At 36.3% G+C, this 23146-nt stretch carries 13 protein-coding genes and 1 pseudogene; all 14 read left to right on the top strand.

Annotation, left to right across the window (positions count from 1 at the left end):
* Positions 1 to 271: 271 nt before the first annotated feature.
* The 14 genes and pseudogenes from gloA2 (at position 272) to CDZ89_RS17430 (ending at position 23141) form a co-directional block, all read left to right on the top strand.
* Positions 272 to 658 (top strand): annotated as a pseudogene (gene gloA2 / locus CDZ89_RS17495) (SMU1112c/YaeR family gloxylase I-like metalloprotein).
* 173 nt (positions 659 to 831) lie between these two features.
* Complete coding sequence (locus CDZ89_RS17490; protein WP_100334333.1) at positions 832 to 2325, top strand: TIGR02677 family protein; 1494 nt, start codon at positions 832 to 834, stop codon at positions 2323 to 2325.
* Positions 2326 to 2328: 3 nt separating this feature from the next.
* Positions 2329 to 3489, top strand: coding sequence for a TIGR02678 family protein (locus tag CDZ89_RS17485; protein ID WP_100334103.1), 1161 nt, complete (start codon positions 2329 to 2331; stop codon positions 3487 to 3489).
* Positions 3482 to 7597 carry a TIGR02680 family protein gene (locus CDZ89_RS17480; RefSeq protein WP_100334102.1) on the top strand — a complete coding sequence of 1372 codons (4116 nt, stop codon included), beginning with the start codon at positions 3482 to 3484 and terminating at the stop codon, positions 7595 to 7597. Before CDZ89_RS17485 ends, CDZ89_RS17480 begins: the two co-directional genes overlap by 8 nt.
* A complete protein-coding gene (locus tag CDZ89_RS17475) occupies positions 7590 to 8867 on the top strand; it encodes a TIGR02679 family protein (RefSeq protein ID WP_100334101.1) in 1278 nt (425 codons plus the stop codon). Before CDZ89_RS17480 ends, CDZ89_RS17475 begins: the two co-directional genes overlap by 8 nt.
* A 90-nt stretch (positions 8868 to 8957) precedes the next feature.
* Positions 8958 to 9986, top strand: coding sequence for a Gfo/Idh/MocA family oxidoreductase (locus tag CDZ89_RS17470; RefSeq protein ID WP_100334100.1), 1029 nt, complete (start codon positions 8958 to 8960; stop codon positions 9984 to 9986).
* Positions 9987 to 10566: 580 nt separating this feature from the next.
* Entirely contained in the window at positions 10567 to 11538 is a 972-nt protein-coding gene (locus CDZ89_RS17465) for a LacI family DNA-binding transcriptional regulator (protein WP_096155666.1), read from the top strand.
* 279 nt (positions 11539 to 11817) lie between these two features.
* The gene (locus CDZ89_RS17460; protein ID WP_100334099.1) at positions 11818 to 13209 is read left to right on the top strand and encodes an ABC transporter substrate-binding protein; all 1392 of its coding nucleotides are present in this window, start codon (positions 11818 to 11820) and stop codon (positions 13207 to 13209) included.
* A 30-nt stretch (positions 13210 to 13239) separates the two neighbouring features.
* Positions 13240 to 16176 carry an extracellular solute-binding protein gene (locus CDZ89_RS17455; RefSeq protein ID WP_100334098.1) on the top strand — a complete coding sequence of 979 codons (2937 nt, stop codon included), beginning with the start codon at positions 13240 to 13242 and terminating at the stop codon, positions 16174 to 16176.
* Entirely contained in the window at positions 16166 to 17053 is an 888-nt protein-coding gene (locus CDZ89_RS17450; protein WP_096155663.1) for a carbohydrate ABC transporter permease, read from the top strand. Before CDZ89_RS17455 ends, CDZ89_RS17450 begins: the two co-directional genes overlap by 11 nt.
* A gap of 47 nt (positions 17054 to 17100) precedes the next feature.
* Positions 17101 to 17976 carry a carbohydrate ABC transporter permease gene (locus tag CDZ89_RS17445; protein WP_096155662.1) on the top strand — a complete coding sequence of 292 codons (876 nt, stop codon included), beginning with the start codon at positions 17101 to 17103 and terminating at the stop codon, positions 17974 to 17976.
* Positions 17977 to 17993: 17 nt separating this feature from the next.
* Positions 17994 to 20015, top strand: a complete 2022-nt coding sequence (locus CDZ89_RS17440; protein WP_157842782.1) for a YIP1 family protein — start codon at positions 17994 to 17996, stop codon at positions 20013 to 20015.
* The gene (locus tag CDZ89_RS17435) at positions 20008 to 22278 is read left to right on the top strand and encodes a DUF5696 domain-containing protein (RefSeq protein WP_100334096.1); all 2271 of its coding nucleotides are present in this window, start codon (positions 20008 to 20010) and stop codon (positions 22276 to 22278) included. Before CDZ89_RS17440 ends, CDZ89_RS17435 begins: the two co-directional genes overlap by 8 nt.
* Positions 22275 to 23141 carry a carbohydrate ABC transporter permease gene (locus CDZ89_RS17430; RefSeq protein WP_096155659.1) on the top strand — a complete coding sequence of 289 codons (867 nt, stop codon included), beginning with the start codon at positions 22275 to 22277 and terminating at the stop codon, positions 23139 to 23141. Before CDZ89_RS17435 ends, CDZ89_RS17430 begins: the two co-directional genes overlap by 4 nt.
* The last annotated feature ends 5 nt before the right edge of the window (positions 23142 to 23146 follow it).

Genomic DNA, 23146 nt, shown 5'->3' with positions numbered 1-23146 from the left:
ATACTAAGGTTTCTTTCTTAATACCTAAACCAAAGCAGGGGTAAATGTTCACAGTATAGTTCAATAATGTGAACATTTCCCCATTCACATTTCTCATTGACGAAGTTTATCTAAAAGTATGCCACTCAATTCTGTAAAGTTAGTAAAATCATCCACATCCACTTTTATTTCCAGTATAACTACCGTAGAATAATTTGTACTAAATGAGTTTTAATATAATAAAGACCAAAGAGGAAAAGATTCAGCATTTAGAAGAAGGAGGGAAGAAGAGATGTATATAGACGGGGTCCACCATATAGCAATCATTTGCTCTAATTATGAAATTTCCAAACGCTTCTACACAGAAATATTGCAGTTTCCTATTATAGAAGAAACGTATAGAAAAGAACGGGATTCTTATAAACTAGATTTGCAAGTACCTGGTGGTGTGCAAATCGAGCTGTTTTCCTTTCTAAACTCACCAGCGCGTCCGAGTTATCCGGAGGCACGAGGGTTACGTCACTTGGCATTTAAAGTAAAAGATATAGAAGAAGCCGTAAAGGAGCTAATAGGGAAATGATTAGATATAGAACCTATCCGAGTGGATGAATTAAGCGGTAAAAAATTCACCTTCTTTGCAGACCCAGACGGACTGCCTCTAGAACTATATGAAATGTAAAACAAGGACGGGGTTCACTTCACATTTTCTTAAACTACGAAAATGTGAAGCAAACCCCGTCCCTATTTTTCTCATAGGTAGATGATTCCAAAAAAACCTAACCCACTTTTATTCCCAGTCTAACTACCGTAAAATAAGAGTAATGATATTAACGAGGAACGAAGGTGATTACGTTGGACGTTACAATGAAGAAAGTAATTGAAGCAAGTTACTTAACAGCAGAATCGGCAGCACAGTACCGCACGATTCTCAGGTATTTTTATCTTCAACACGAAAGAATGCGAGATTTTATCGCGCCTGAAGAAATTTTAGACCATTTACATTCCATTCCAACCTTTGCCAACTACGAAGAAGAGCAACTGCACCAGCAACTTGCACAATTAGTGAAATGGAACAACTTAATCGCAAGACAAGATATGACGAATGCAAAAACAATTGAAGAATACAAGAAAAAGAGATTTCGCTATCAGTCTACCCCTTATACGATTGAGATTGAAAGAATGCTCATTGTACTAGAAAGAAAAGTTGGGGACTCTTTCCAAGGATCATTAGAAAGAACTCAATTTGAACGACTACTAGAATCATTAGCAAACTTACAAAAAGAGTTACAAGGCCCGATCACCAAAACGCCTGAACAATGTATGCGCCTTTGGGAAGATGTTTTACAATATTTTCAAACAATTCGAACGAGTACGGCTGATTATATTGCCTACATTAATAGTGAGCAAACCGACCAGCGTATGCAAACGGAAGCTTTTCTTGTATATAAAAATCAGTTCACAAATTACTTAAGAGATTTTATTGTGTCACTTCAAAAAACATCCATACAGATTTCAGAAAGGTTATCTGAATTAACAATAAACAAACTGCACCCACTTATCGTGAAACTAATAGAACACCGCAAACAAATTCCGAGATTAGAAGACATCTCTGCCTCGCAAGAAGAATGGCAAAATGAGTATGAGGAATATTGGGATTCATTAAGAAGATGGTTTTTAGGGACAAGCACGCAAATAAGCGAATTAGAAATGTTGCAGTGGCAAACAAATGAAATGATTCGAAGAATGACACGATATGTTCAACGAATTGGAGAGAGACAGCAAAACACGCGCAGTAGAAAGAAAGACTACCTACACTTAGCAAAATGGTTCACAGAAGTGGATAGCATTAGTGAGGCACATAAATTATCCTCCGTCGTGTTTGGAGCAATGACCATTCAACACCTTCATGTAGAAGAAGCAACAACAGATAACCTTCATATAGATACATGGGAAGTAGAACCTATTACGCACACACTAAAGCCGCGAACAAATCGTTATCGAGAAAAAACAAAGCCAGGCGCGATGGCTTCAAATCTTTCCAAAAAAGAGATGCAACGAATGCGGTACTTAGAAGAACGAAAAAAAGAAAAAGAGCTAATAGAAAAGTATATGACAAAAGGCACTATTACACTTTCTTCTTTACCAACAGTGGAGCCTTTCATTAGAAAGATTTTATTAAGCTGGATTGGAAAGTCAATGGCTGCCAAAGATAGACGGGTTAAAACAGACTACGGATTAGTCGTTAAGGTAACAATGGATAAAGAGAACAAGATTTTACTAGTTTCAGAAGATGGTACGCTTAGCATGCCAAACGCAATTTTTGAACTAGAAAAGCAAGGTGGATAACAGATGGAAAATGTAATGTTTGATGAAAAAGCGATAAACGGGCTCGATATATTGTTAAACCATTATTGGATATTACGTTCAGACAAACCGGAATGGTACCAACTGATAAGAGAGCGCGAGAAGGTAATACGTCGATATATTGATGAAAAGTTTGGCTTACGATTAATTATTCATCAACATTTTATTAAGTTAGAAAAAATCCCAGTCGAGCCAGAGGGCTGGATGGGCATTCAAGATTTTAAAGAACCGATGGATTATAGCATTTTCTGTTGTGCTATTGCGTTTATGGAAGGAAAGTCCGAAAATGAACAGTTTCTTCTGTCAGAGCTTTGCATGGACATCGAATCTGATTATTCAGGAGAATTCCCGTTAGACTGGACACTTTTCATTCACAGAAAATCACTCATTAGAGCGATGAAGGTTATTATGGATTTACAGTTAATTCGCGTCATAGACGGTGACATTCAACGTTTTGACCATAACGAACAGCACGAAGTATTATATGAGGCGACAGTTTTCTCTAAATACTTTATGAGAACTTTTCCGAATGAGTTTACTAGCTATTTAAACTGGGAGCAAATTATAAAAGAAGAGTGGAAGCTAAACCAAGAAGATGAGCGTAGAAAAAGAGTGTATCGCAAACTGTTTTTCTCTCCTGGCTTGCACCGCGTGGACCAACAAGACCCAGATTTCCTATATATACGAAACTACCGAAACCGTTTATCAGAAGATATAGAAAATCATAGTGAATATAAATTACATGTTTTCAAAAATACAGCCTTTTTATCCAATTCAGAAGTGAAGCAATACCAATCTGTTTTTCCGAATACAAAAGCAGCAACAGATATCATGTTACAGTTATCCTTACATCTTCATGAAAATAAAGACTATTTCCAGCCGAAAGAAAATGGTGAAATTGTTTTTACAGAGGGAGAACTGGACCAAGTAATAGGAAAACTTAGTGACAAGTATGCGAAAGGCTGGAGTAAACATTTTCGTGAAAAAACGGTAAGCTCCATCAGAACTGAAATAGTAGAAGCGATGAAAGATTGGATGATGGCTGAAGTAGATGAAGAAACGTCTCTAATTAAAATTAAACCACTTTTCGGTGTATTAGCAGGAAGATTCCCAGAAGATTTTGCAGGAGGAGAAGAAGATGTCTAACAGTAGATGGGGTATGAATAGAGCTGGACTGTTAAACTTCTGGTATTACGACGAAGAAACATTTCAGTTTAACGATGGAAAACTATTATTACGAGGTTCTAACGGTTCAGGAAAGTCTGTTACAATGCAAAGCTTTTTACCTGTTTTGTTAGATGGAAAAAAATCGCCAGACAGATTAGATCCATTCGGCTCTAAAGCAAGAAGAATGGAAGATTACTTGTTAGGTGAAAAAGAAGTAGTCGACCGTGATGAAAGAACAGGTTACTTATTTTTAGAATATAAAAAGCAAGGAACAGAACAATACATGACAACAGGTATTGGCATGCAAGCAAGGCGGAATAAAGGGATGAAATCGTGGTACTTCCTTATAACCGATAATCGCCGTGTGGGTCATGATTTTCATTTAGCTCAAACGCAGTTAGGGGAAAAAATTCCACTCTCCGCGAAAGAATTAGAAAATCGAATCGGAAAAGGTGGATACGTTGTTCATAGTCAAAAAGAATATATGGAACTAGTAAATAAATATGTCTTCGGCTTTCAATCAACAGAAGCGTATGAAGACCTTATTAAGCTATTAATCCAGTTACGTAGTCCGAAGCTTTCGAAAGACTTCAAGCCGACCGTTATATATGAAATTTTAGAGTCGGCCCTTCCACCGCTAACAGATGATGAACTAAGGCACTTATCCGATACGATTGAAAGTATGGATACGACACAGCAACAAATTGAGCAGCTAGAAAGAGAGTTAGAGTCTATTCAAAAGCTAGAGCTAGCATATGATAAATACAATCAGTATGTAGTAGCGGAACGAGCGTATCAATGGAAAAAGGCGACAAGCAAAAAGAATGAATCGGAAAAAAAGGTACAAGTTTATAAAAAAGAAATAGCAAATTTAGTGGATGAAATCGAGCGTAACACAATCGATTTAAAAACCTACACCCATAAACGCTCTGTAGCAGAACAAGCGAAAGTTAACCTGCAAAAACATGAAGTATGGTCGTTAGAACAAGACAAACAAGAAAAGAAAAAAGAAGTAGAAGAAATAATAAAAGAAGCTTCTAGACTGAAATTAAAATGGGACATAAAAAACAGTGATTTAAACACAAAGTGGAACGAAAAGGAAAAGGTAGAATCGCAACTACTAGAAAAAGAGAAAGAAACTGCAACGGTGATGGAAGAGTTGTCATATGAAGGAGAAGAAGCAGCTTTTCTTCAGCATGAAGTTAACGTAAAAGATTTAGAACGGATCGGTTCGGAACAATTTGACTTTACTGTTTGGCAAAAAGAAGCAAAAGAACATCAAGCTTTACTTACTAGTCTAGAAAAACTAGCCGAAAACTCAGATTCATTAGCTCAAAAACATGAAGAACTGCAAAGATCTTCTTCCGAAAAAAAGAAAAAGGTAGATGAAATTGAAAAAGAAATGGACCATCTCCAAGAATGGTTTGATCAATCCCAACAATCGCTCGAGGCCACTATTTTTCAATGGATAAAAGACCATTCAAAATTATCTTTTACCTCGGAGGCTCAACAAGAAATCGCTCGCGGTATTCAAGGACTATATGAAAACAATCGCTATGATGCTGTAAGGGAGAAGCTACTTGCAAGTATTTACGAATACGAGAGCTCCCTATTGAAAGAAAAAGCTAACCTTGAAAGCAAGAAAGACAACAAGCAAAAAGATATAGATGAAGTAGAAGAAGAAAGATGGAAAATTAAAAATCAAAAAATGGTAGAGCCACAAAGAGCAGAAGGTACGAAGAAACATCGTGAGCAGTTATTAGAGGAAGGAAAGGCGTTTATTCCTTTTTATGCAGCGGTTGAGTTTAAAGATGAAGTGTCCGAAAATCAAAAAGAACGATTAGAATCTGCGCTTAAGAAAATAGGAATCTTAGATAGTTTAATTACGGATCTACCATTAACGGTAAGCGAAGACGCAATACTTCTAACGGAACCAAAACTATTAGGCTATACACTAGCAGACTATTTACAACCAGATGTTGATGAAGATAGCCCAGTTACAAAAGAAAAAGTAGATGAATTGCTAAGAAGTATATCCTTGGAAAATGACGGCAGTGGCTTTCATATTGACGTCGATGGGACATACTCAGTCGGCTGTTTAGTTGGACATGCTCCGTACGAAGGAGAGTCCAAGTTCATTGGCCGTGCCTCTCGAAAAAGGCACCAAAGACAGCTACTAAACCAGCTTGAAGAAAAAATCGAGCAAATAAAAGCAGAATTAGCTGAGCTAATTTCAGGAATTTTGGAAATAGATCAGGAGCTAGTAAGAATAAATAGTTGGAAACAATCCATTCCAACGGATAATGATTTGGCAGAAATTTTTGGTCAATTAGTCAATAAGAAATCCGAATGGAAAGCAGAACAAGAATCATTAAAACGAATTGATATAGAATGGAAAAGTGTGTATGAAGCATTAAGTCAAGTAAAAGTCGAATTAAGGCAAAAAGGAAGTCACCTGAATATCGCCTTAAAAACGGAACAAATTGCTCATTCATTGAAAGCTATTCGAAACTATGTAGACTATTTACATGCATTCGTATTAGCTTCCAACCAAATGAACCATCTAGCGAAGGAGCTTCGTTCATTAAAAGGTAGAATTGATGAAATAGAAGAAGAGCTAAATGAAATAAAGGGAGAACAAAATACAAAGGAATCCCACCTCCAAAAACTACAAGCAATTATTGAATCGATAGAAAAACAATTAGAGCTTAAAGGGATTGAGGAAGTTCGCGAAGAGATTAGAAGGGTTCAACAACAGTTAGAAGAAGCAACCGAAAAAACAAACGCCATTCATCGAGTAAATCCTGTTAAAGAGGCGGAAAAGAATACAAAGGTAAAAGAACTTCAAAAAGTAGAGTCTGACTTAAATTTCTGGCAAAACATGGCGATTGAATGGGAACGTATTATTGCTAAGGAGAAAGAGAGAGGATTTGTAGAAATTGCATCTCCCCATGCAGATGAAATTTTTGCTTCGTTTGAAACGTTTTTCACTAACAACGAGCGACAAAAGATATTAGAAAAATTAACGAAAACATTTTATAATGAGCAACCTCATTTGACAGAATATCGGCTGCTCGATTACACAGAAGATGAAGAAAAGCCGGATTGGGTTACTGACCAGCTTTCCTCTGAATATGAAGCTTATCTAATGGAATGGGAAAATGTAAAAGGTAGACGAATCATTCAATTAGAATACAATGGCCAACGAGTAAGCCCTTATTTCGTTTCCTCTGCTGTAAAAAAAGCACATGATGAGCAAAAAGGGTGGCTAGATGAACAAGACAGACAATTATATGAAGAAATCATTGTAAATTCAATTGGGAAGATTTTACGTACAAGAATTCAACGTGCTGAAAGTTGGGTTCGGAAAATGGATAAAATTATGTCCGAACGAGATAATTCATCGGGGTTACTTTTCTCGATTGCATGGAAACCACTAACTGCCGAGTCTGAACAAGAGATGGATACACGCGATCTTGTTAAACTTTTGCAACGTGACAGTAAATTTTTAAATGAAGAAGATTTAAGTAGTATTACGAAACATTTCCAATCTCGTATTGCCAGAGCAAAAGAATTAATCCAATTAAGAAATGAAGGTTCCACTCTCCACCAAGTGTTAAAAGAAGTGCTCGATTATCGAAAATGGTTTACATTTGTACTTTCTTTTAAACGAGAAAACGAACCAAATAAACGTGAACTAACGAACAATTCCTTCTTTAAATTTAGTGGTGGCGAAAAGGCAATGGCGATGTACATTCCTTTATTTACTGCTGCTTATTCGCGATACAAGGAAGCAGGTGACATGGCTCCATACATCGTTTCACTAGACGAAGCGTTCGCGGGGGTAGATGAAAATAACATTCGCGATATGTTTGAAGTGGTAGAGCAGCTTGGTTTTAACTACATTATGAATTCCCAAGCTCTTTGGGGAGATTATGACACCATATCTAGTCTTTCCATTTGTGAGTTAGTGCGTCCGAAAAATGCCGACTATGTGACAGTCATTCGTTATGAGTGGGATGGAAAGCAAAGGTCGCTAGTAATAAACGAAGAAGAGGTAATGGAGGAGCTCTTTACTCATGAGTAAAATGACAGACATTTTTAAAGCGGAATCGGGTTTTATGAAGCTTTTTCAACTGTTTAAAAAGAAATATTGTTCTATTGGGAGAGTAGGTGGAACGGTAAGTCTCACAACGTTCCATGAGGTGGAGTTGCAACCAATTGCGGGGTTTATGGGTCAACCAGTGGAAGTTTTAGTGAAAAAGGGGAAAATCTCTCTACAAGAATTTGAAATCATGTTACAAAAATCAAGGTTCTCCTCCTATTCCCTTTTACAACTTTTAGAAGAAGTGTTACAAGAAAAATTGGTGACAAATAAGGAAGCTGCAGAAAGAGAAAGGGGAGAAGAAGAACGTTTCTTCCTTCTTTTAAAGGATCAGTTACCTTCTATCAAATGGTGGATTGATTGGATACAAGCTAAGCCAGCAGATGCTAGATGGGTGTGGACTTTGTACAAAAGGGATAAAAAGGAACTGTTTCGGCTGGTCAGTGTAGTAAATAAAGCATTATCCAATTTACCTAGAAAGGGAGAGTATGAGCGTCTCCCTTTCTTTTCACAAAAGATAACGGGCAATCCGCATAGTTTTGACTTAAATGGTACATTAGGAAAACTGCTGTTACATAGCTTATACGTGTATGAAGTAGTCCATAAGCAGACAGAAATGCACCTGCCAAGATCAACAGAAGAAATAAATGAGTTACTTAATGAATTCGGAATCGTTAAGGATGACTTATGGAATTTCATTACATGCCAAGGGTTGCTAGCGACAAGTTCATCTTTTTGCGTCCATCCTGTTTGGGAAGCCGCAGTAAAGACGAACTCTGTCATGAATGTTCCTATGAAGGAATTAATTAAAACGAATAAAATATGGCCAGCAGTAGGTAAGGACGTATGGGTGTTAGAAAATTCAAGTGTTAGTTCCAGTGTGATGGATGCCGTTCCTCATGCTCCAATTATTTGTACACATGGTCAAATTAGAATGGCTGGGTGGTACTTGTTAGACAGACTTGTAGAGGCGGGGTGTATTATTTACTATTCAGGAGACTTCGACCCAGAAGGACTTGTCATTGCGGAACGATTAAAAAAGCGTTTTAAAGATAAACTAGTTTTATGGAGAATGGACATAGATTCCTATAAAGAAAGCTTATCTAACGAAAATCTAACAACTGACCGCCTAACAAAACTAAACAACATCCAATCAGTAGAACTACAACAAGTAAAACAAAAAGTGCAACAAACCGGCAAAGCAGGCTACCAAGAAGCACTAATCGAAAAACTGATTCAAGATGTGAAATAGGGACGGGGTTCACTTAACATTTTATTTACTAGGATAGTGTGAAGTAAACCCCGTTCCCGCTTCTCATCCATTAAAAAGGAGCGCTAGCATATGATCAAAACATTACTGGTAGGATTCGGCTTTGCTGCAAAAGTGTTTCATTTGCCACATTTAGTTCATTCTGAAAAATTCGAAGTGGCTGGAGTTGTCTCTAGGTCAGGTGCATCAAAAGAATACGGTGATGTGAGTTCTGTACCTGTATACGCCACGTTAGATGAGGCTCTTACACAAAGCGATGCCACGTTATATATTATTACGACACCTTCAAATATGCACGTTGACATGATGAAACAGTGCATACGTGCAGGAAAAGATATTCTTGTAGAAAAGCCAGCATTCTTAACGGTGGAAGAAGGTGAAGAGTTAATTCAGCTTGCTGAAAAAAGCGAATCTGTTGTGTCTGTTCACCAAAATCGTCGCTGGGATGGCGACTTTTTAACCTTACAAAAACTTCTTCAAGAAGGTACGTTAGGAGACTGGAAAGTACTAGAATCCCGATTTGATCGATTCCGCCCACATGTTCGAAATCGTTGGAGAGAACAAGCTGGACCAGGTTCAGGTATACTGTACGATTTAGGTTCGCACTTACTAGACCAAGCACTTGTTTTATTCGGAGAGCCAGACGCTGTTTATGCAGAAGTAATGACACAACGAGAGAACGGACAAACAGATGATGGCTTTTTTATTGTGCTCCACTACGGAGAAAAGCGAGTATATTTACGCTCTAATTCATTTATTAATTCCAACTATCCTCGATTTGAATTGCACGGAACAAAAGGTAGCTTTGTGAAGTGTGGCTTAGACATGCAGGAGCCTCAACTAATAGATGGTACCTTTTATGAAGAGAGAATGAGAGAAGTCGGAACGTTACATATAGAAGATACACAAGATTTTAGTATACAGCTTGGAGGATATGACCAATTTTTTTCCTTGCTAGCAGAAGGGTTATCCAAAAGAGAACCTGTCGTTTCATTAGGAGAAGCCCTTAAAATGACAAAGATTATAGAAATGGCACGTTTGTCATCTGAGGAAGGTAGAGTAATAAAGCAGGAAGAATGGAAAGGTGAGTCCGTTTTATAATGTATCATAACTATACGAAAAACGAATTATTCTACAGCGTCATGCATAAGAGTACAATAATAGGCGAACGTTTCTTAAGTTAGAGTGAAGTTTAGTTCGTTTTTCACTAAACGAACCGTAATTATGAAATTGATTCAGGTAATAAAAAGTAAAAATTTTATTAATAGTAACCATAAAGCCCAGTGAACTATCAAAGTAGGACTGGGCTGTTTTTTCTAATATTTGCAAGTGGAACATACACTTTTTTGTATTCATAAAAGAAAAATCGTTATAGGGGCTTAATCAAAGTGGGACTATATACAACCATCATCATTAATTTAATATGGTAATATAGTGGTAAATTGAACGGTGGGGATTTCGATGTGTTGTAGAGTTTTAAAAATAAAGCTAAAAAATGTTTTGCGAAAATTGTAGAAATTAACTGTGAAATTTGTTGTTTTTTTAAAATTAGTATATTGTAATCGTTTTCAAATTGGATTATAATTTAGATATTGAAACGTTTCAAATTTAGAAAAAAATAATCCAAGGGGGATTACGATCAACTTCTAATTCTACTTAAGCTTAAAGGAATGAAGGAAAATTGCCTACTTTAAAAGATGTCGCAAGAGAAGCAAATGTTAGTGTATCCACCGCATCTTACGCAATTAATGGAAGTACATTAATTACAAAAGAAACGAGAGAAAGAGTTCTCCAAGCTGCACAAAAGATTGGATACCGTCCGAACGCTAATGCTAAAAACCTCAAGAAAAATAAAAGTGAAATCATCGGATTTTTCTTAAGTGGTTTTACCGGTCCATTTTTCAACGAAATTTTAGAAGGTGTTCAGGATGTAGTTATAAAAAATGGATACGAAATGGTTGTTTCTGCATCAAACCAAAAACATAGATTGCTAGTTGAGAGCTATGTGGATGGGGCAATTATTTTGAATTTCCATTTAGATGACCAACTAATCGACAATCTTGCCAGCGAGAAATTACCTATCGTAACATTAGATCGCGAAATTGAAAACAAATTCATTCATAATGTAATCCTACAAAACAAGGCTGGGATGGCTTTAGCTGTTAATCACCTTGTAGAAAAAGGGCATAAAAGAATTGGTTTCATTGGTGGACATACAAATTCGTATGATGGAGAAAAACGTTTAGAAGGATTTAAAGAATCGTTAACAGCTAAACAGTTATCTTTCCATGAACAAGATCTTATTCGAGCAGACTTTACAGAAATTAGCGGTCTGTTAGCAATGGAGAAACATATCGAAGAAAATAAAGATGATATGCCGACAGCATTTGTTAGTGCAAATGATGAGATGGCAATAGGTGCCATTAAGGCTTTACAGCAAAATGGCTTCCATGTACCAAATGATGTAGCAATTGTAGGTTTTGATGATATCGCGCTGGCCCAATATGCTAACCCTCCTCTATCAACGGTTCGTATTCAAAAGAAACTATGGGGAGAAATTGCAGCCAAAACATTATTTGAAATGTTGGACAAGCAATATGATTCTGATTTACCAGAAGTACCAATCGAATTCGTACAACGTTCGTCAAGCTAAAGGTATTATAATACTTTGAAATTGCGAACGTAAGCGTTTACTACATTTTCTAGCCAGACTAAAATGCATCACGTTACTTAAAATAGGAGGAACCATTCGATTTTTAGTAAGTGATGTTTTTTACGGCCTTCTATTGAAACGATTCAATTGATTATTTGGGTGAAGTTCACGTACTCTTCTTACTCAAAATCTAGTTGAAACTTTTGAACAACTTGGCCTTTGACTCAATTGTTAGCCAGTAGGTTAATAATAAATATTAAATGAAAAGGGGATTTTCAGATGAAAAAGTTAACTTTATTAATCACAGTTTTATTTCTAACTGCGTTTATTGTGGGATGTTCATCAAACAATACAGATAATTCCACAACAGACAAAAATAAAAACGACAACGTAACAGACAGTAAGGAAGAAGTAACGCTTAAAGTTGCAAGCTGGAGATTTGGTACGGAAGAAGATAACAACTTAGAAAGACAAATGATTCAAGCTTTTATGGAAGATTATCCACATATCAAAATTGAAATTGATGAATCAATCGCAGATCCTTGGAATGACTCTTTAGCAACTGCTGCAAGTGCTGGAAATCTTCCAGATGTATTTGAAATAGCAGATATTCCTGTAGCAATCCAAAACGAGTGGTTATATGACTTAAGTGAAATCGTTGCGGGTGACGCTGATTTTGATAGTATCTCTGAATCCGTTAAAGATGTATTATACCATGATGATAAAGTAATCGCGCTTCCATCTGGACAGCATTTCTTAGGCTACTATGTGAACAAAGATCTTTACGATAGACAAAACCTAGATGCTCCAGAATACGGAATGTCCATTGATGAGTTTTCTGATGCAATTCGTAGTGTTACTGATATTTCTAATGGGGTTATTGGTTTAAACCAACCATTCTCCATTATTGAATGGTATCCAGCTGCTGCAAATGATAACATGGGAATTTACACATTCAACGATGGTCAAGTTAACTTAAACAGCAATGAATTTATTCGTGGAATTAACTTTGCGAATAGTATCGTTTCTAACAACTATGTATGGGATGAAGGGTTATCAGATGCACAAAAAGCAAACTTCAATGGTGAAAATGCAACAGAAGTATGGAATCAAGGTAATGTTGGTTTCTTCTTCGATGGAAGTTGGTCAATCGGTTGGATGGCTGAGCAATCTGACTTTAACTGGGACTTTGTTGGTATCCCTGGTGGAAGAACGGTAGTAGTAAATGACTTCATGGGAATTTCTAAATCTACAAAGCATGCGGAAGAAGCTTACCTTTTCACGAAATACATGACTTATGGTAAAGAAGGATTCATGAAGCGTTTAGCAGTTGCAGATGCAAATGGAGAGAAAATAAACAACTTACCAATTTCTACAGACCAAGAAGTATTAGATGAATTCTTTTCAAGATTAGATGTACCTGGGATTTTAGAAGCTTACAATTACATCGATAACGGTGTTGCTAACTTACCGAAAATTGTACCTGGTTATATTGATGCACGTTGGAATGCACCAACAGGTGTGCAGTTAAATGCAGAAATTCCAAATGCAAGTATCGGGCAGTTAATTGATGCAAGTGTAAGAGGAGAAGTGAAAATTGAAGATTACATTTCTCAATTAAACGATTTAGCGAACCAAAAGTTACAAGAAGGTGCTGACGCACTAAATTAGTGTTTTATGAAAGTTGAGGGAGGTACAGACATGAAATATAAGGCTTTATTAGGGTCGTTACTTTTACTTTTATTGATGCCACATACAACTATTCATGCTGAGACTGGGGATCTAATCGAGCAATCGACCGAACAATTAATAGAGCCTCATTATCGTCTTGTCCTCAACGAATGGGAGAATAATAATCTAGGTAGCACTGCTCTTTTTGAGCGTGCTATCTCTCCTATTTCATTTGAAAATATAGATGAACTTCAGCTAGTACAAGCAGCAAAAAGCTATGGCTACAATAATAGTGTAGTCTATTGGGATAATGAACAAACCGTAAGTTTTGAAGTGGAAGTCAATCAATCTGGGTTATATGAAATCGGATTCGATTATTATCCGCTTGGTGATTTAATTATGCCAATAGAAGGTGCAATTAAAGTAAATGGGGAATTTCCATATTTTGAAAGTAGACGTATTGTTTTTCCTGTTGATTGGGAAAATGAAGTAAATAAATTTGAACTTGATCGTTATAACAATGAAATAGTACCAAACCAAAAACCTATTGAACGCTGGTATCAAATGAAAGCGACAGATGCTAAACATTTTCATGCACGACCGCTTAAGTTTTATTTAGAAGCAGGGAAAAATACAATTTCCTTATCGAATCTTAAAGGTGAAATGTTAGTAGGAAATGCTTATATCACTTCACTAAAGCAAGTACCAACTTATCAAGAATATATTGGTGAATCAAATCAAGATGTTGTGTCTACACTTTACACAATAGAGGCGGAACATCCTTTAAAGAAAAACAGTTCTTATATACGACCTTTTGCAGTAAATAGTATCTCCGTATATCCATACGATACGAAACGATCTCTCCTAAACTCATTTGGTGGTGAATCTTGGAGTGTTTCAGGGGATACAGTGACTTGGGAAATTAATGCAGAAGAAGAGGGGTATTATCATCTTTCTTTTAAAGCATTTCAAAATAAACAAACGGGAGCACCCGTATTCCGAACTCTTCTTGTGAACGGAACTATTCCTTTCCAAGAGGTAGAACAGTATCGATTTGATAACAGCAAAAAATGGTACAACGAAACGTTTAGTGATGAATCTGGCGAACCTTATAAATTCTATTTGAATAAGGGGACGAACACACTTACGTTAAAGGCAGATGCTTCTCCTTTTGGAAGAGTTATTTTTACAGTAGAAGACATCATGAAAGGTATCGAACAACTATCACTTTCCATTCGAAAGTTAACTGGTAATCAGCTCGATCAAAATAGAGATTGGAATATTAGTGAATACATTCCGGGAATTGAAGAATCATTATTAGAATGGGCAGACCTTTTAGAACAAGAAAGAACTTATTTAAATGAAATTAGTGGAGGTAAGGAATCTACAGAGAGTGTTTCATTAAGAATAAGTGTGGACAAGCTAAAAGCTTTGGCAAATAAACCAGATGAAATTCCGTTCCGACTGTCGGAACTTTCTGAAGGGTCTAATTCAGCTGCACAATTATTAGGAAATCTAATGATTGACTTACAAAAGCAGCCACTTTTATTAGATCGTATATATGTACATGGGGAAGAAGAGTTACCTAAAGCGAATGCAAGCTTTTTTGCTAGAGCGAAAGATTCTATCGTGAATTTCTACTATTCTTTCACGCAAGATAACATGGCAGTTTCTAATGTAGAAGAAGGAACAGTAGAAGTTTGGGTGAACCGTCCAAGGCAATTCGTAGACCTTCTTCAACATATGTTAGATCAAAAATTCACGCCAGAGACAGGAATTAAAGTAAAACTTTCATTAATGCCTAGTGAAAATAAACTTATTCTTGCAAGTGCTGCGAATAGCCAGCCTGACTTAGCATTAGGTATAAGTAACTGGCTACCTTATGAATTAGCAATTCGTGGAGCAGCTGTTGATTTAAGGCAGTTTGATGAGTTTGCAACTGTAGGACAGCAGTTTTCACCTGGAGCTTTCTTACCGCTAATCGTAGAAGATTCGGTATATGCTCTTCCAGAAACACAGGATTTCTTCGTCCAGTTTTACCGAAAAGATATTTTAGATTCTTTAAATATACCTGTTCCAGATACGTGGGATGACGTTGTTAGTATTCTACCAGAGCTTCAACGCTACGGACTGAACTACTATACACCAATAGCTGGTGCAGTAGCCTTCAAACCATTCCAAACAACAGCACCATATATTTATCAATTTGGTGGAGATTTATACAAAGAAGATGGAATTGGCACTTTGATTGACAGTGAAGAAGCGTTACGTGGAATACAATTCATGACAGAGTTAAATACGATTTATAGTACACCATTACAAGTTCCGAACTTCTATAATCACTTTAGATATTCCACATTGCCAATTGGTATTGGAACATTTTCGGAGTATGTTCAGCTAACAGCAGCAGCGCCTGAAATTTCTGGTTGGTGGGATATTTCCCTTCACCCTGGAGTAAAACAGGAAGACGGCTCAGTAGCTAGATGGGCGACTGGTTCCGCTCAAGCTTCTATGATTTTTGAAGGTGACTTAAAAGAAGAAGCTTGGGAAGTATTGAAGTGGTGGATGTCTACAGAGACTCAAGTTGAGTATGCAAGAAGCTTACAAACACTTTACGGTCCAGAGTATATGTGGAACACAGCGAATTTACATGCATTTAACAGATTACCTTGGCCAGACGAGTTTAAAGCTACGATATTAGAACAATGGGAACATTTAAGAGAAGTACCGAAAACACCGTACTCTTATATGGTAGAACGTGAAATAAGTAATGTATGGAACAAGGTTGTCTTCGATGGAGAAAATATTCGCTCCGCAGTGGATGACTCTGTAATTACGATTGATCGAGAAATGAGACGTAAGTTAGAGGAATTTGGTTATATGGAAAATGGGAAAGTGGTCAAACCATATACGATTCCAACGATTGAGAAAGTGGAAAGGTGGCTAGGAACAGATAATGAAAAATAATCAGCATTTAAGTACATCCATATTTCTGGCCCCTTATATGATTCTGTTTTTTACGTTTATTATTATCCCAGTAGTAGTGGCCATTGCATTATCGTTTACGTACTTTAACGCAATCCAAATGCCAACGTTTGTAGGATTTTTAAACTATGTCAATTTATTAACGCAAGACCATATCTTTATGCAATACGTACTACCTAATACATTGATATTTGCATTTATAGTAGGACCAGGAGGATACATTCTTGCCTTTATCCTAGCTTGGACACTGGCACAAATTCCAAAGCTACCAAGAACCATTCTTGCCTTAATAATTTTCTCCCCTTCCATGACAGCTGGTGTTGCCATGGGAGTGGTGTGGAAAATCATTTTTAGTGGTGACGAATTTGGATACTTAAATAACCTTTTAATTAGAATGGGTATGATCTATGAACCTATTCAATTCCTTCAATCACCAGAACATCTTATGACAATTATGATTGTGGTAACTTTATGGGGAAGCATGGGTGTTGGATTTTTAGCGATGCTATCTGGAGTCTTAAATATTAACAAGGAAGTATTTGAGGCTGGTTATATCGATGGAATAAGTAATCGATTCCAGGAAATCATCTATATCACGATTCCCTCGATGAAACCGCAAATGTTCTTCGGCGCCGTAATGGCAATTGTTGGAACATTCCAAGCTGGAGCAATCGGGGTTGAATTATCAGGAGCGAACCCTACTCCGCAATATTCCGGACAACTTATGGTTAACCATTTAGAAGACTTTGGTTTTATTCGTTATGAAATGGGATATGCTGCGGCAATTTCTGTATTGTTATTACTATTTATTTACTTTTTTGCGAAAATTGCCAGTAAGTTATTTTCAGAAAAAGACTAATCCATTATCTATATGTCATCCAATTTCTTTATTAGGAGGAGCTGAGTATGTCTTCATTTCATGGGACGAAGTTAAATCCAGATAAATATCATCGAAGTCAATTGAAATTTTATCTTTTTCTTATTCCTTTAGCGATATTTATGGTTTTACCAATAATCTTTATCATATCTCACGCATTTAAACCTTTAGATGAGTTATTTGCTTATCCACCAAGGTTTTTTGCAGAAAAACCGACAATGCAAAACTTTGCTGATTTGTTTTCACTTACAAATGCAACAGGTGTTCCGATATCGAGATACTTGTTTAATAGTATTGTAGTAACTTCAGTAGTAGTTTTCCTTACAGTTTTAATTAGTACGATGGCAGGTTATGTTCTTTCTAAAAAAAGATTTAAATTAAAGAAGACAATCTTTGAAATAAATACACTTGCTTTAATGTTTGTGCCAGCTGCAGTAGGAATACCACGTTATTTATTAATTGAAGAGGTTGGCTTACTTGATACATTTTTTGTTCACATTTTTCCTTTACTTGCAATGCCAGTAGGCCTCTTCTTAGTGAAGCAATTTATTGATCAAATACCAAATGAATTAATAGAGGCAGCTCAAATGGATGGCGCTTCCGATTTCCGTATATTCGCCACCATTATCGTACCTTTAGTAAAACCTGCGATTGCGACCATTGCGATTCTTTCATTCCAAATGGTTTGGAATAACGCAGAAACATCTGTCCTATACGTTAATGATGAAAACTTAAAGACATTTGCCTTCTTTATGTCAACATTAGCATCAGATACTGGTAACTCTGTAGCAGGTCAAGGGATGTCAGCTGCGGCATCGTTAATCATGTTTATTCCGAACTTAGTTATTTTCATTTTCTTACAAAGTAAGGTAATGAACACAATGGCACATTCAGGTATTAAGTAATGTTAGGAGGAAGGGAAATGAGGAAAACGTTCATCGTGGTGTTTTGCCTTCTGTTAATAGGTTTGTTTCCCATACATTCCTCTGCAGCCGGTTCTGTTCCGTATAAGACAGAAACTTTATCGGCTGATGGAAATGTTATCGAAACGCAAACAGCATATGTTCCAATCGGAATATTTGAAAATGATGCAGAGATTGTATCTCCAGAACATGTCTTTATCGATGAAAATGACTATATATACATTGCTGATTCTGGTACACAATCCGTAACAAAGTTTGATGAACAAGGAAATGAATTATTGAAATTTGGTGAAGGAATCCTTCAGCAGCCTTTAGGCGTGTTTGTAAATCATGAGAATGATGTGTATGTAGCCGATTATGCGGCCGAAAAAGTGTTTCGATTTTCAGAAAGTGGGGAGCTCGTTATGGAATACGGGCGTCCTGACTCTCCTTTATTCGGAAAGAGGACAACTTTTAAACCTCAAAAAGTTTCTGTAGATTTACGCGGAAATATTTACATTATTAGTGAAGGATCGACGAACGGTATCATTCAAATAAATCAAGATGGTTCGTTCCTAGGGTTTTACGGAGTAAATAACTCTCGTCCATCACTTTTAACATTCTTGCAAGATTTAATTACAACACAAAATCAAAAAGCAAATTTATTCATGAAGGTTCCTCCTGCACCTACGAACATCACGATTGATGAAAAAGGATTAATTTATACAATCACTTCTGGTACAGACTGGGAAGTAATTCGAAAGTTAAATATCGCTGGATCCAATATGTTACCTTCTGCTATTACAGAAGTTAGCAACTTACGTGATCTTACGATTGGTCATATCGGAAACATTTATACAATCGGTAATGATGGAAAAATTTATGAATATGATCGATTCGGAAATCTACTATTTATATTTGGTGGGAGAGAAGATGAAACGAATCGTAATGGTCTTTTCATGCAGCCTACTAGTATAGAGGTGGATAACCTAGGTAGATTATATATTGCAGATAAAGAAAAAGGTACGGTTCAGATTTTTGAGCCAACCGATTTTACGGCAAAGCTACATGAAGGTCTCGCTTTATATGCAGAAGGTTTTTATGTGGAAAGCCAAGATAATTGGACAGAAATATTAAATTTGAACTCATCCTTTGGCTTAGCGCATACTGCAATGGGCCAAGCCTTCTATAAACAACAACAATACGATGAGGCATTAGAAGAATTTAGATTAGCAGAAAATAAAGTTGGCTATTCAGACGCGTATTGGGAAATTCGTCAAAGCTGGATGCAACAAAATTTAAGTAAAGTTTTTTTACTACTTGTAGGGCTATTTATTTTATGGTCTGCTGTGAAATTTGTCGATAAGAAGAAAGGCATCCTTCAACCGGCGAAAGACATTTTAACAAAAGTGAAAAACCAAAAGCTAATATCGGAGCTTTTATTCATCCTTAAGTTTATGAAACATCCAATTGATAGTTTCTACTATATAAAGAGGGCGAATAAGGTCTCGGTTTTAGCTGCAACGATTCTATACATTATTTTATTTATAGAATACTTAATGAAGATCTATTGGACTGGTTTCTTATTCTCCAATAGAAGTCTAGTCGACATTAATCTATTTATGGAAATAGGTACACTGTTTGTTCCTATCTTCTTATTTATCACTGCTAACTATTTAGTTAGTACGATAACAGATGGAGAAGGGAGATTTAAAGATATTTATATTGGAACCATTTATTCCTTAGTTCCAGTTATTTTATTCTTAGTCCCAATTGCCATCGTGTCCAATGCATTAACAATAAACGAATCGTTTATTTACACGTTCTCCATGCAGATTATTACGGTATGGTCTGCGATTATACTATTCATAATGATTCAAGAGATTCATAATTTTACGTTCTTCGAGACGATCCGTAATATACTTGTAACAATTTTTACGATGCTAATAATCGTTCTTGTATTCTTTGTAATCTATGTTTTACTTGACCAAGTTTATGACTTTGTACTATCGATCATTCAGGAGGTGATTCTTCGTGTCTAAGAAATGGATATTGCTACTAATTGTTCTGATATTCCCAATACAAGTTATTGCGACGTCCTTATCTAATGAAGAACCAGAAACAGAAGTGACGGAAGTACAAGAGGAGCTTTCTAAACAGACGTTCCGATATTCCTCCAATCAGTTTACAAAGCCAGAGAGAGATGTTTCTCCTATTGAAGTAGAAACAAGCATGGATGGCTTTGAACAGGTTGCTCAAAATTCAACATTAGCACTATATGTTCATCCTGATTCTCTAGCTTTGAAAATAATGGATCAAAGAACTGGCTATGTTTGGAACTCAGGTTTAGAGGAAGATGGAGATTATCGTTTAAATACAAGATGGAGAAATATGGCGAATTCTGCTGTGACCATTACGTACGTAGATGATAAAAATAAGGAAGCGAGCGAAGACCTTATCTCCAACAACATTAAGCCTAATATGCAATATATAGAGAATGGCTTTACGGCAGATATTGAATATAAAAATGCAGGTATTGCTTTTCAATTACAAGTTACATTAGAAGAAGATTCCATTGTGGTTTATGTTCCTGAGGAAAAACTAACCGAAGACGGAAAAGTGAAGTTAGTATCTATGCGTCTTTACCCGTTCTTAGGAGCAGTCGAATCCAAAACAATAGATGGATACATGTTTATCCCGGATGGTAGTGGAGCCTTAATGAGATTTGGTGAACGTACAAGTGCTAATTCACCTTATCAAGCATTTGTTTACGGAAAAGATGAAGGCTATTCTCAAGTAGTCTCTGACCCAAACAATGATATAAGCCCACCAGAAAAAATTTCGATGCCAGTATTTGGACTCGTACACGGGGCAAAACAACATGGATTATTCACGATTATTGAAAGCGGAAGCTTTAATAGCGAACTTGTCGCATATCCAGCTGGTGTATCGACAGATTTCAACTGGATTTATTCTGAGTATCATTATCGTTACCAATACTTCCAACCAACTAGTAGAAGTATGAGCGGTTATAGAACGTATCAAAATGAAAGAAATCAGTTCGATATTCAACAAAGAATTGCATTTTTAGCGGACGAGGATGCTGATTATGTAGGAATGGCTAAATACTATCAAGACTATTTAGTCGAATCTGGAAAGCTCGCGAAAAATGAAGACCGTGCGGATGTACGATTAGAATTTTTAGGCGGCGAAGTGAAAAAAGGATTAATATGGGATACCATTGTTGAAATGACTAGTATTAATGACTTGCCAACATATATCGATAAGCTTCAACAACAAAATGTAGATAAAATGAATGTTGTTTATCGTGGATGGTCAAAAGGTGGGTTAACTGGTACCTTACCGAAAAAGTTCCCAATCGAAAAGAAATTAGGTAGTACTTCTGACTTTGAAGATGCTATTAACACTTTAGAAGGAAAAGAAATTGATCTTTCTTTCTACACAGATTATACAAAGGCGTTTAGAGGGGCTTCTGGTTATTCTGGAAGCACGGATGTAGCTAGAAAAATAAATGGAGAAACGATGCAATTTAAAAGGTATGACAGAGACTACTATTTATTAAGTCCGTCAGTTTCTCTTGAAATGGCACAAAACGACATGAAAGAATACGAAAAACTAGGTATTTCTAACATAGCAATTGATTCAACAGCTAGCATGTTATTTTCTGATTTCAATTCTAGAAGAACAACGAATCGTTCCGACAATGTAACTGTCTATACAGAAATGCATCAATTATTATCAGAAGAGCTTGGGCCTTTATCTTTATATAAGCCGAATGATTATTTATGGTCAGAGACAGGGCGTTACTACGATATTCCAATGTATTCTTCTAATTTTAGTTTTGTAACGGATACGGTTCCGTTTTTGCAAATTGTATTAAAGGGATATGTACCATATTACGCTCCGTTTTCAAACTTCCACTTTAATAGGGATGAAGAAGTGTTAAGAATGATAGAATATGGTGCAAACCCATCGTTCTATTTAACAACGGAACCATCTCATTTATTGATGAATACACCTTCAAGAGATTTATATACGTCACAATTTTCTGTATGGGAAAGTGAAATTGTAAGACAGTATGAACTTGTTCAGGAAAGTCTTGGTCAAGTGGAAGGTGCTACGATTGAAAGTCGTTATGTTCACCAAAAAGGTGTAGTGGAAGTGACCTACTCAAACGGAGTATCTATCATTGTCAACTATACGGATCAACCGTTTGTGACAGAAGGGTTTCAAGTAGAGGCATCTGGTTTTCAGGTCATGAACAAGGGGGATAAGACATCATGAAAAACCTTTCGATGAAAACGAAAAAAAGTTTGATTGGCCTTGCATTTATTTCCCCCTGGCTAATTGGCTTTGCTCTACTAACGGCATTTCCGGTATTTTATTCCCTCTTTTTAAGCTTTCAAAAGGTGAGGGTTACAACAGAGGGGATTCAAACTGATTTTGTAAAGTTTTCAAACTTTGAATATGCATTCGCTGTAGATGCAGTTTTTACACAAAAAATATTAACATTCATACAGGAGTTAGTACTTTCTGTTCCAATTATTATTGTTTTCTCTTTAATCATCGCGTTACTTTTAAATATGCCGATTCGATTTAAAGGGTTTTTCCGAACAATATTTTTCTTACCAGTTATTATTGCCAGTGGACCTGTTATGAGGGAGTTAATGGAACAAGGAGTTACTTCCATCCCTTCCATTGAGGAATATGCGATTTTTGCAATGATGATGTCGGGGACGGAAGGTTTTTTAAATACGATTGTTATTTATTTAATGGATAACCTTATTTTCATTCTTTGGTTCTCAGGTGTACAAATTTTAATTTTCTTAGCTGGATTACAAAAGATGGATAAGCAAATTTATGAAGCGGCAAAAATTGATGGTGCTTCTAATTGGGAATGTTTCTGGAAAGTAACACTACCAAGCCTGATGCCAATGGTCATCGTTAATACGATTTACACGATTGTTATGTATTCAATATTTGCTTTAAATCCAGTTATTGATCATATTCAAGTCAATATGTTCAACATTAATACAGGATTAGGTTATGCATCTGCACTTGCTTGGATTTATTTCTTAGTAATTGCGGTCATATTATCGTTAAGTGTAGGGTTACTTACAATGAGAGTGAACAGAAAATATGGATAAGGAGG

The sequence above is a fragment of the Bacillus alkalisoli genome (assembly GCF_002797415.1).
Lineage (GTDB): Bacteria > Bacillota > Bacilli > Bacillales > Bacillaceae_I > Bacillus_CD > Bacillus_CD alkalisoli.
Note: the sequence above shows the minus strand (reverse complement) of the source record. Positions and strands in the feature narration are given on the sequence as shown.

Coding starts and splice junctions, on each gene's coding strand:
- CDZ89_RS17485 (WP_100334103.1), top strand. CDS start 2,329: ATGGAAAATGTAATGTTTGATGAAAAAGCGATAAACGGGCTCGATATA.
- CDZ89_RS17480 (WP_100334102.1), top strand. CDS start 3,482: ATGTCTAACAGTAGATGGGGTATGAATAGAGCTGGACTGTTAAACTTC.
- CDZ89_RS17475 (WP_100334101.1), top strand. CDS start 7,590: ATGAGTAAAATGACAGACATTTTTAAAGCGGAATCGGGTTTTATGAAG.
- CDZ89_RS17470 (WP_100334100.1), top strand. CDS start 8,958: ATGATCAAAACATTACTGGTAGGATTCGGCTTTGCTGCAAAAGTGTTT.
- CDZ89_RS17460 (WP_100334099.1), top strand. CDS start 11,818: ATGAAAAAGTTAACTTTATTAATCACAGTTTTATTTCTAACTGCGTTT.
- CDZ89_RS17455 (WP_100334098.1), top strand. CDS start 13,240: ATGAAATATAAGGCTTTATTAGGGTCGTTACTTTTACTTTTATTGATG.
- CDZ89_RS17450 (WP_096155663.1), top strand. CDS start 16,166: ATGAAAAATAATCAGCATTTAAGTACATCCATATTTCTGGCCCCTTAT.
- CDZ89_RS17445 (WP_096155662.1), top strand. CDS start 17,101: ATGTCTTCATTTCATGGGACGAAGTTAAATCCAGATAAATATCATCGA.
- CDZ89_RS17440 (WP_157842782.1), top strand. CDS start 17,994: ATGAGGAAAACGTTCATCGTGGTGTTTTGCCTTCTGTTAATAGGTTTG.
- CDZ89_RS17430 (WP_096155659.1), top strand. CDS start 22,275: ATGAAAAACCTTTCGATGAAAACGAAAAAAAGTTTGATTGGCCTTGCA.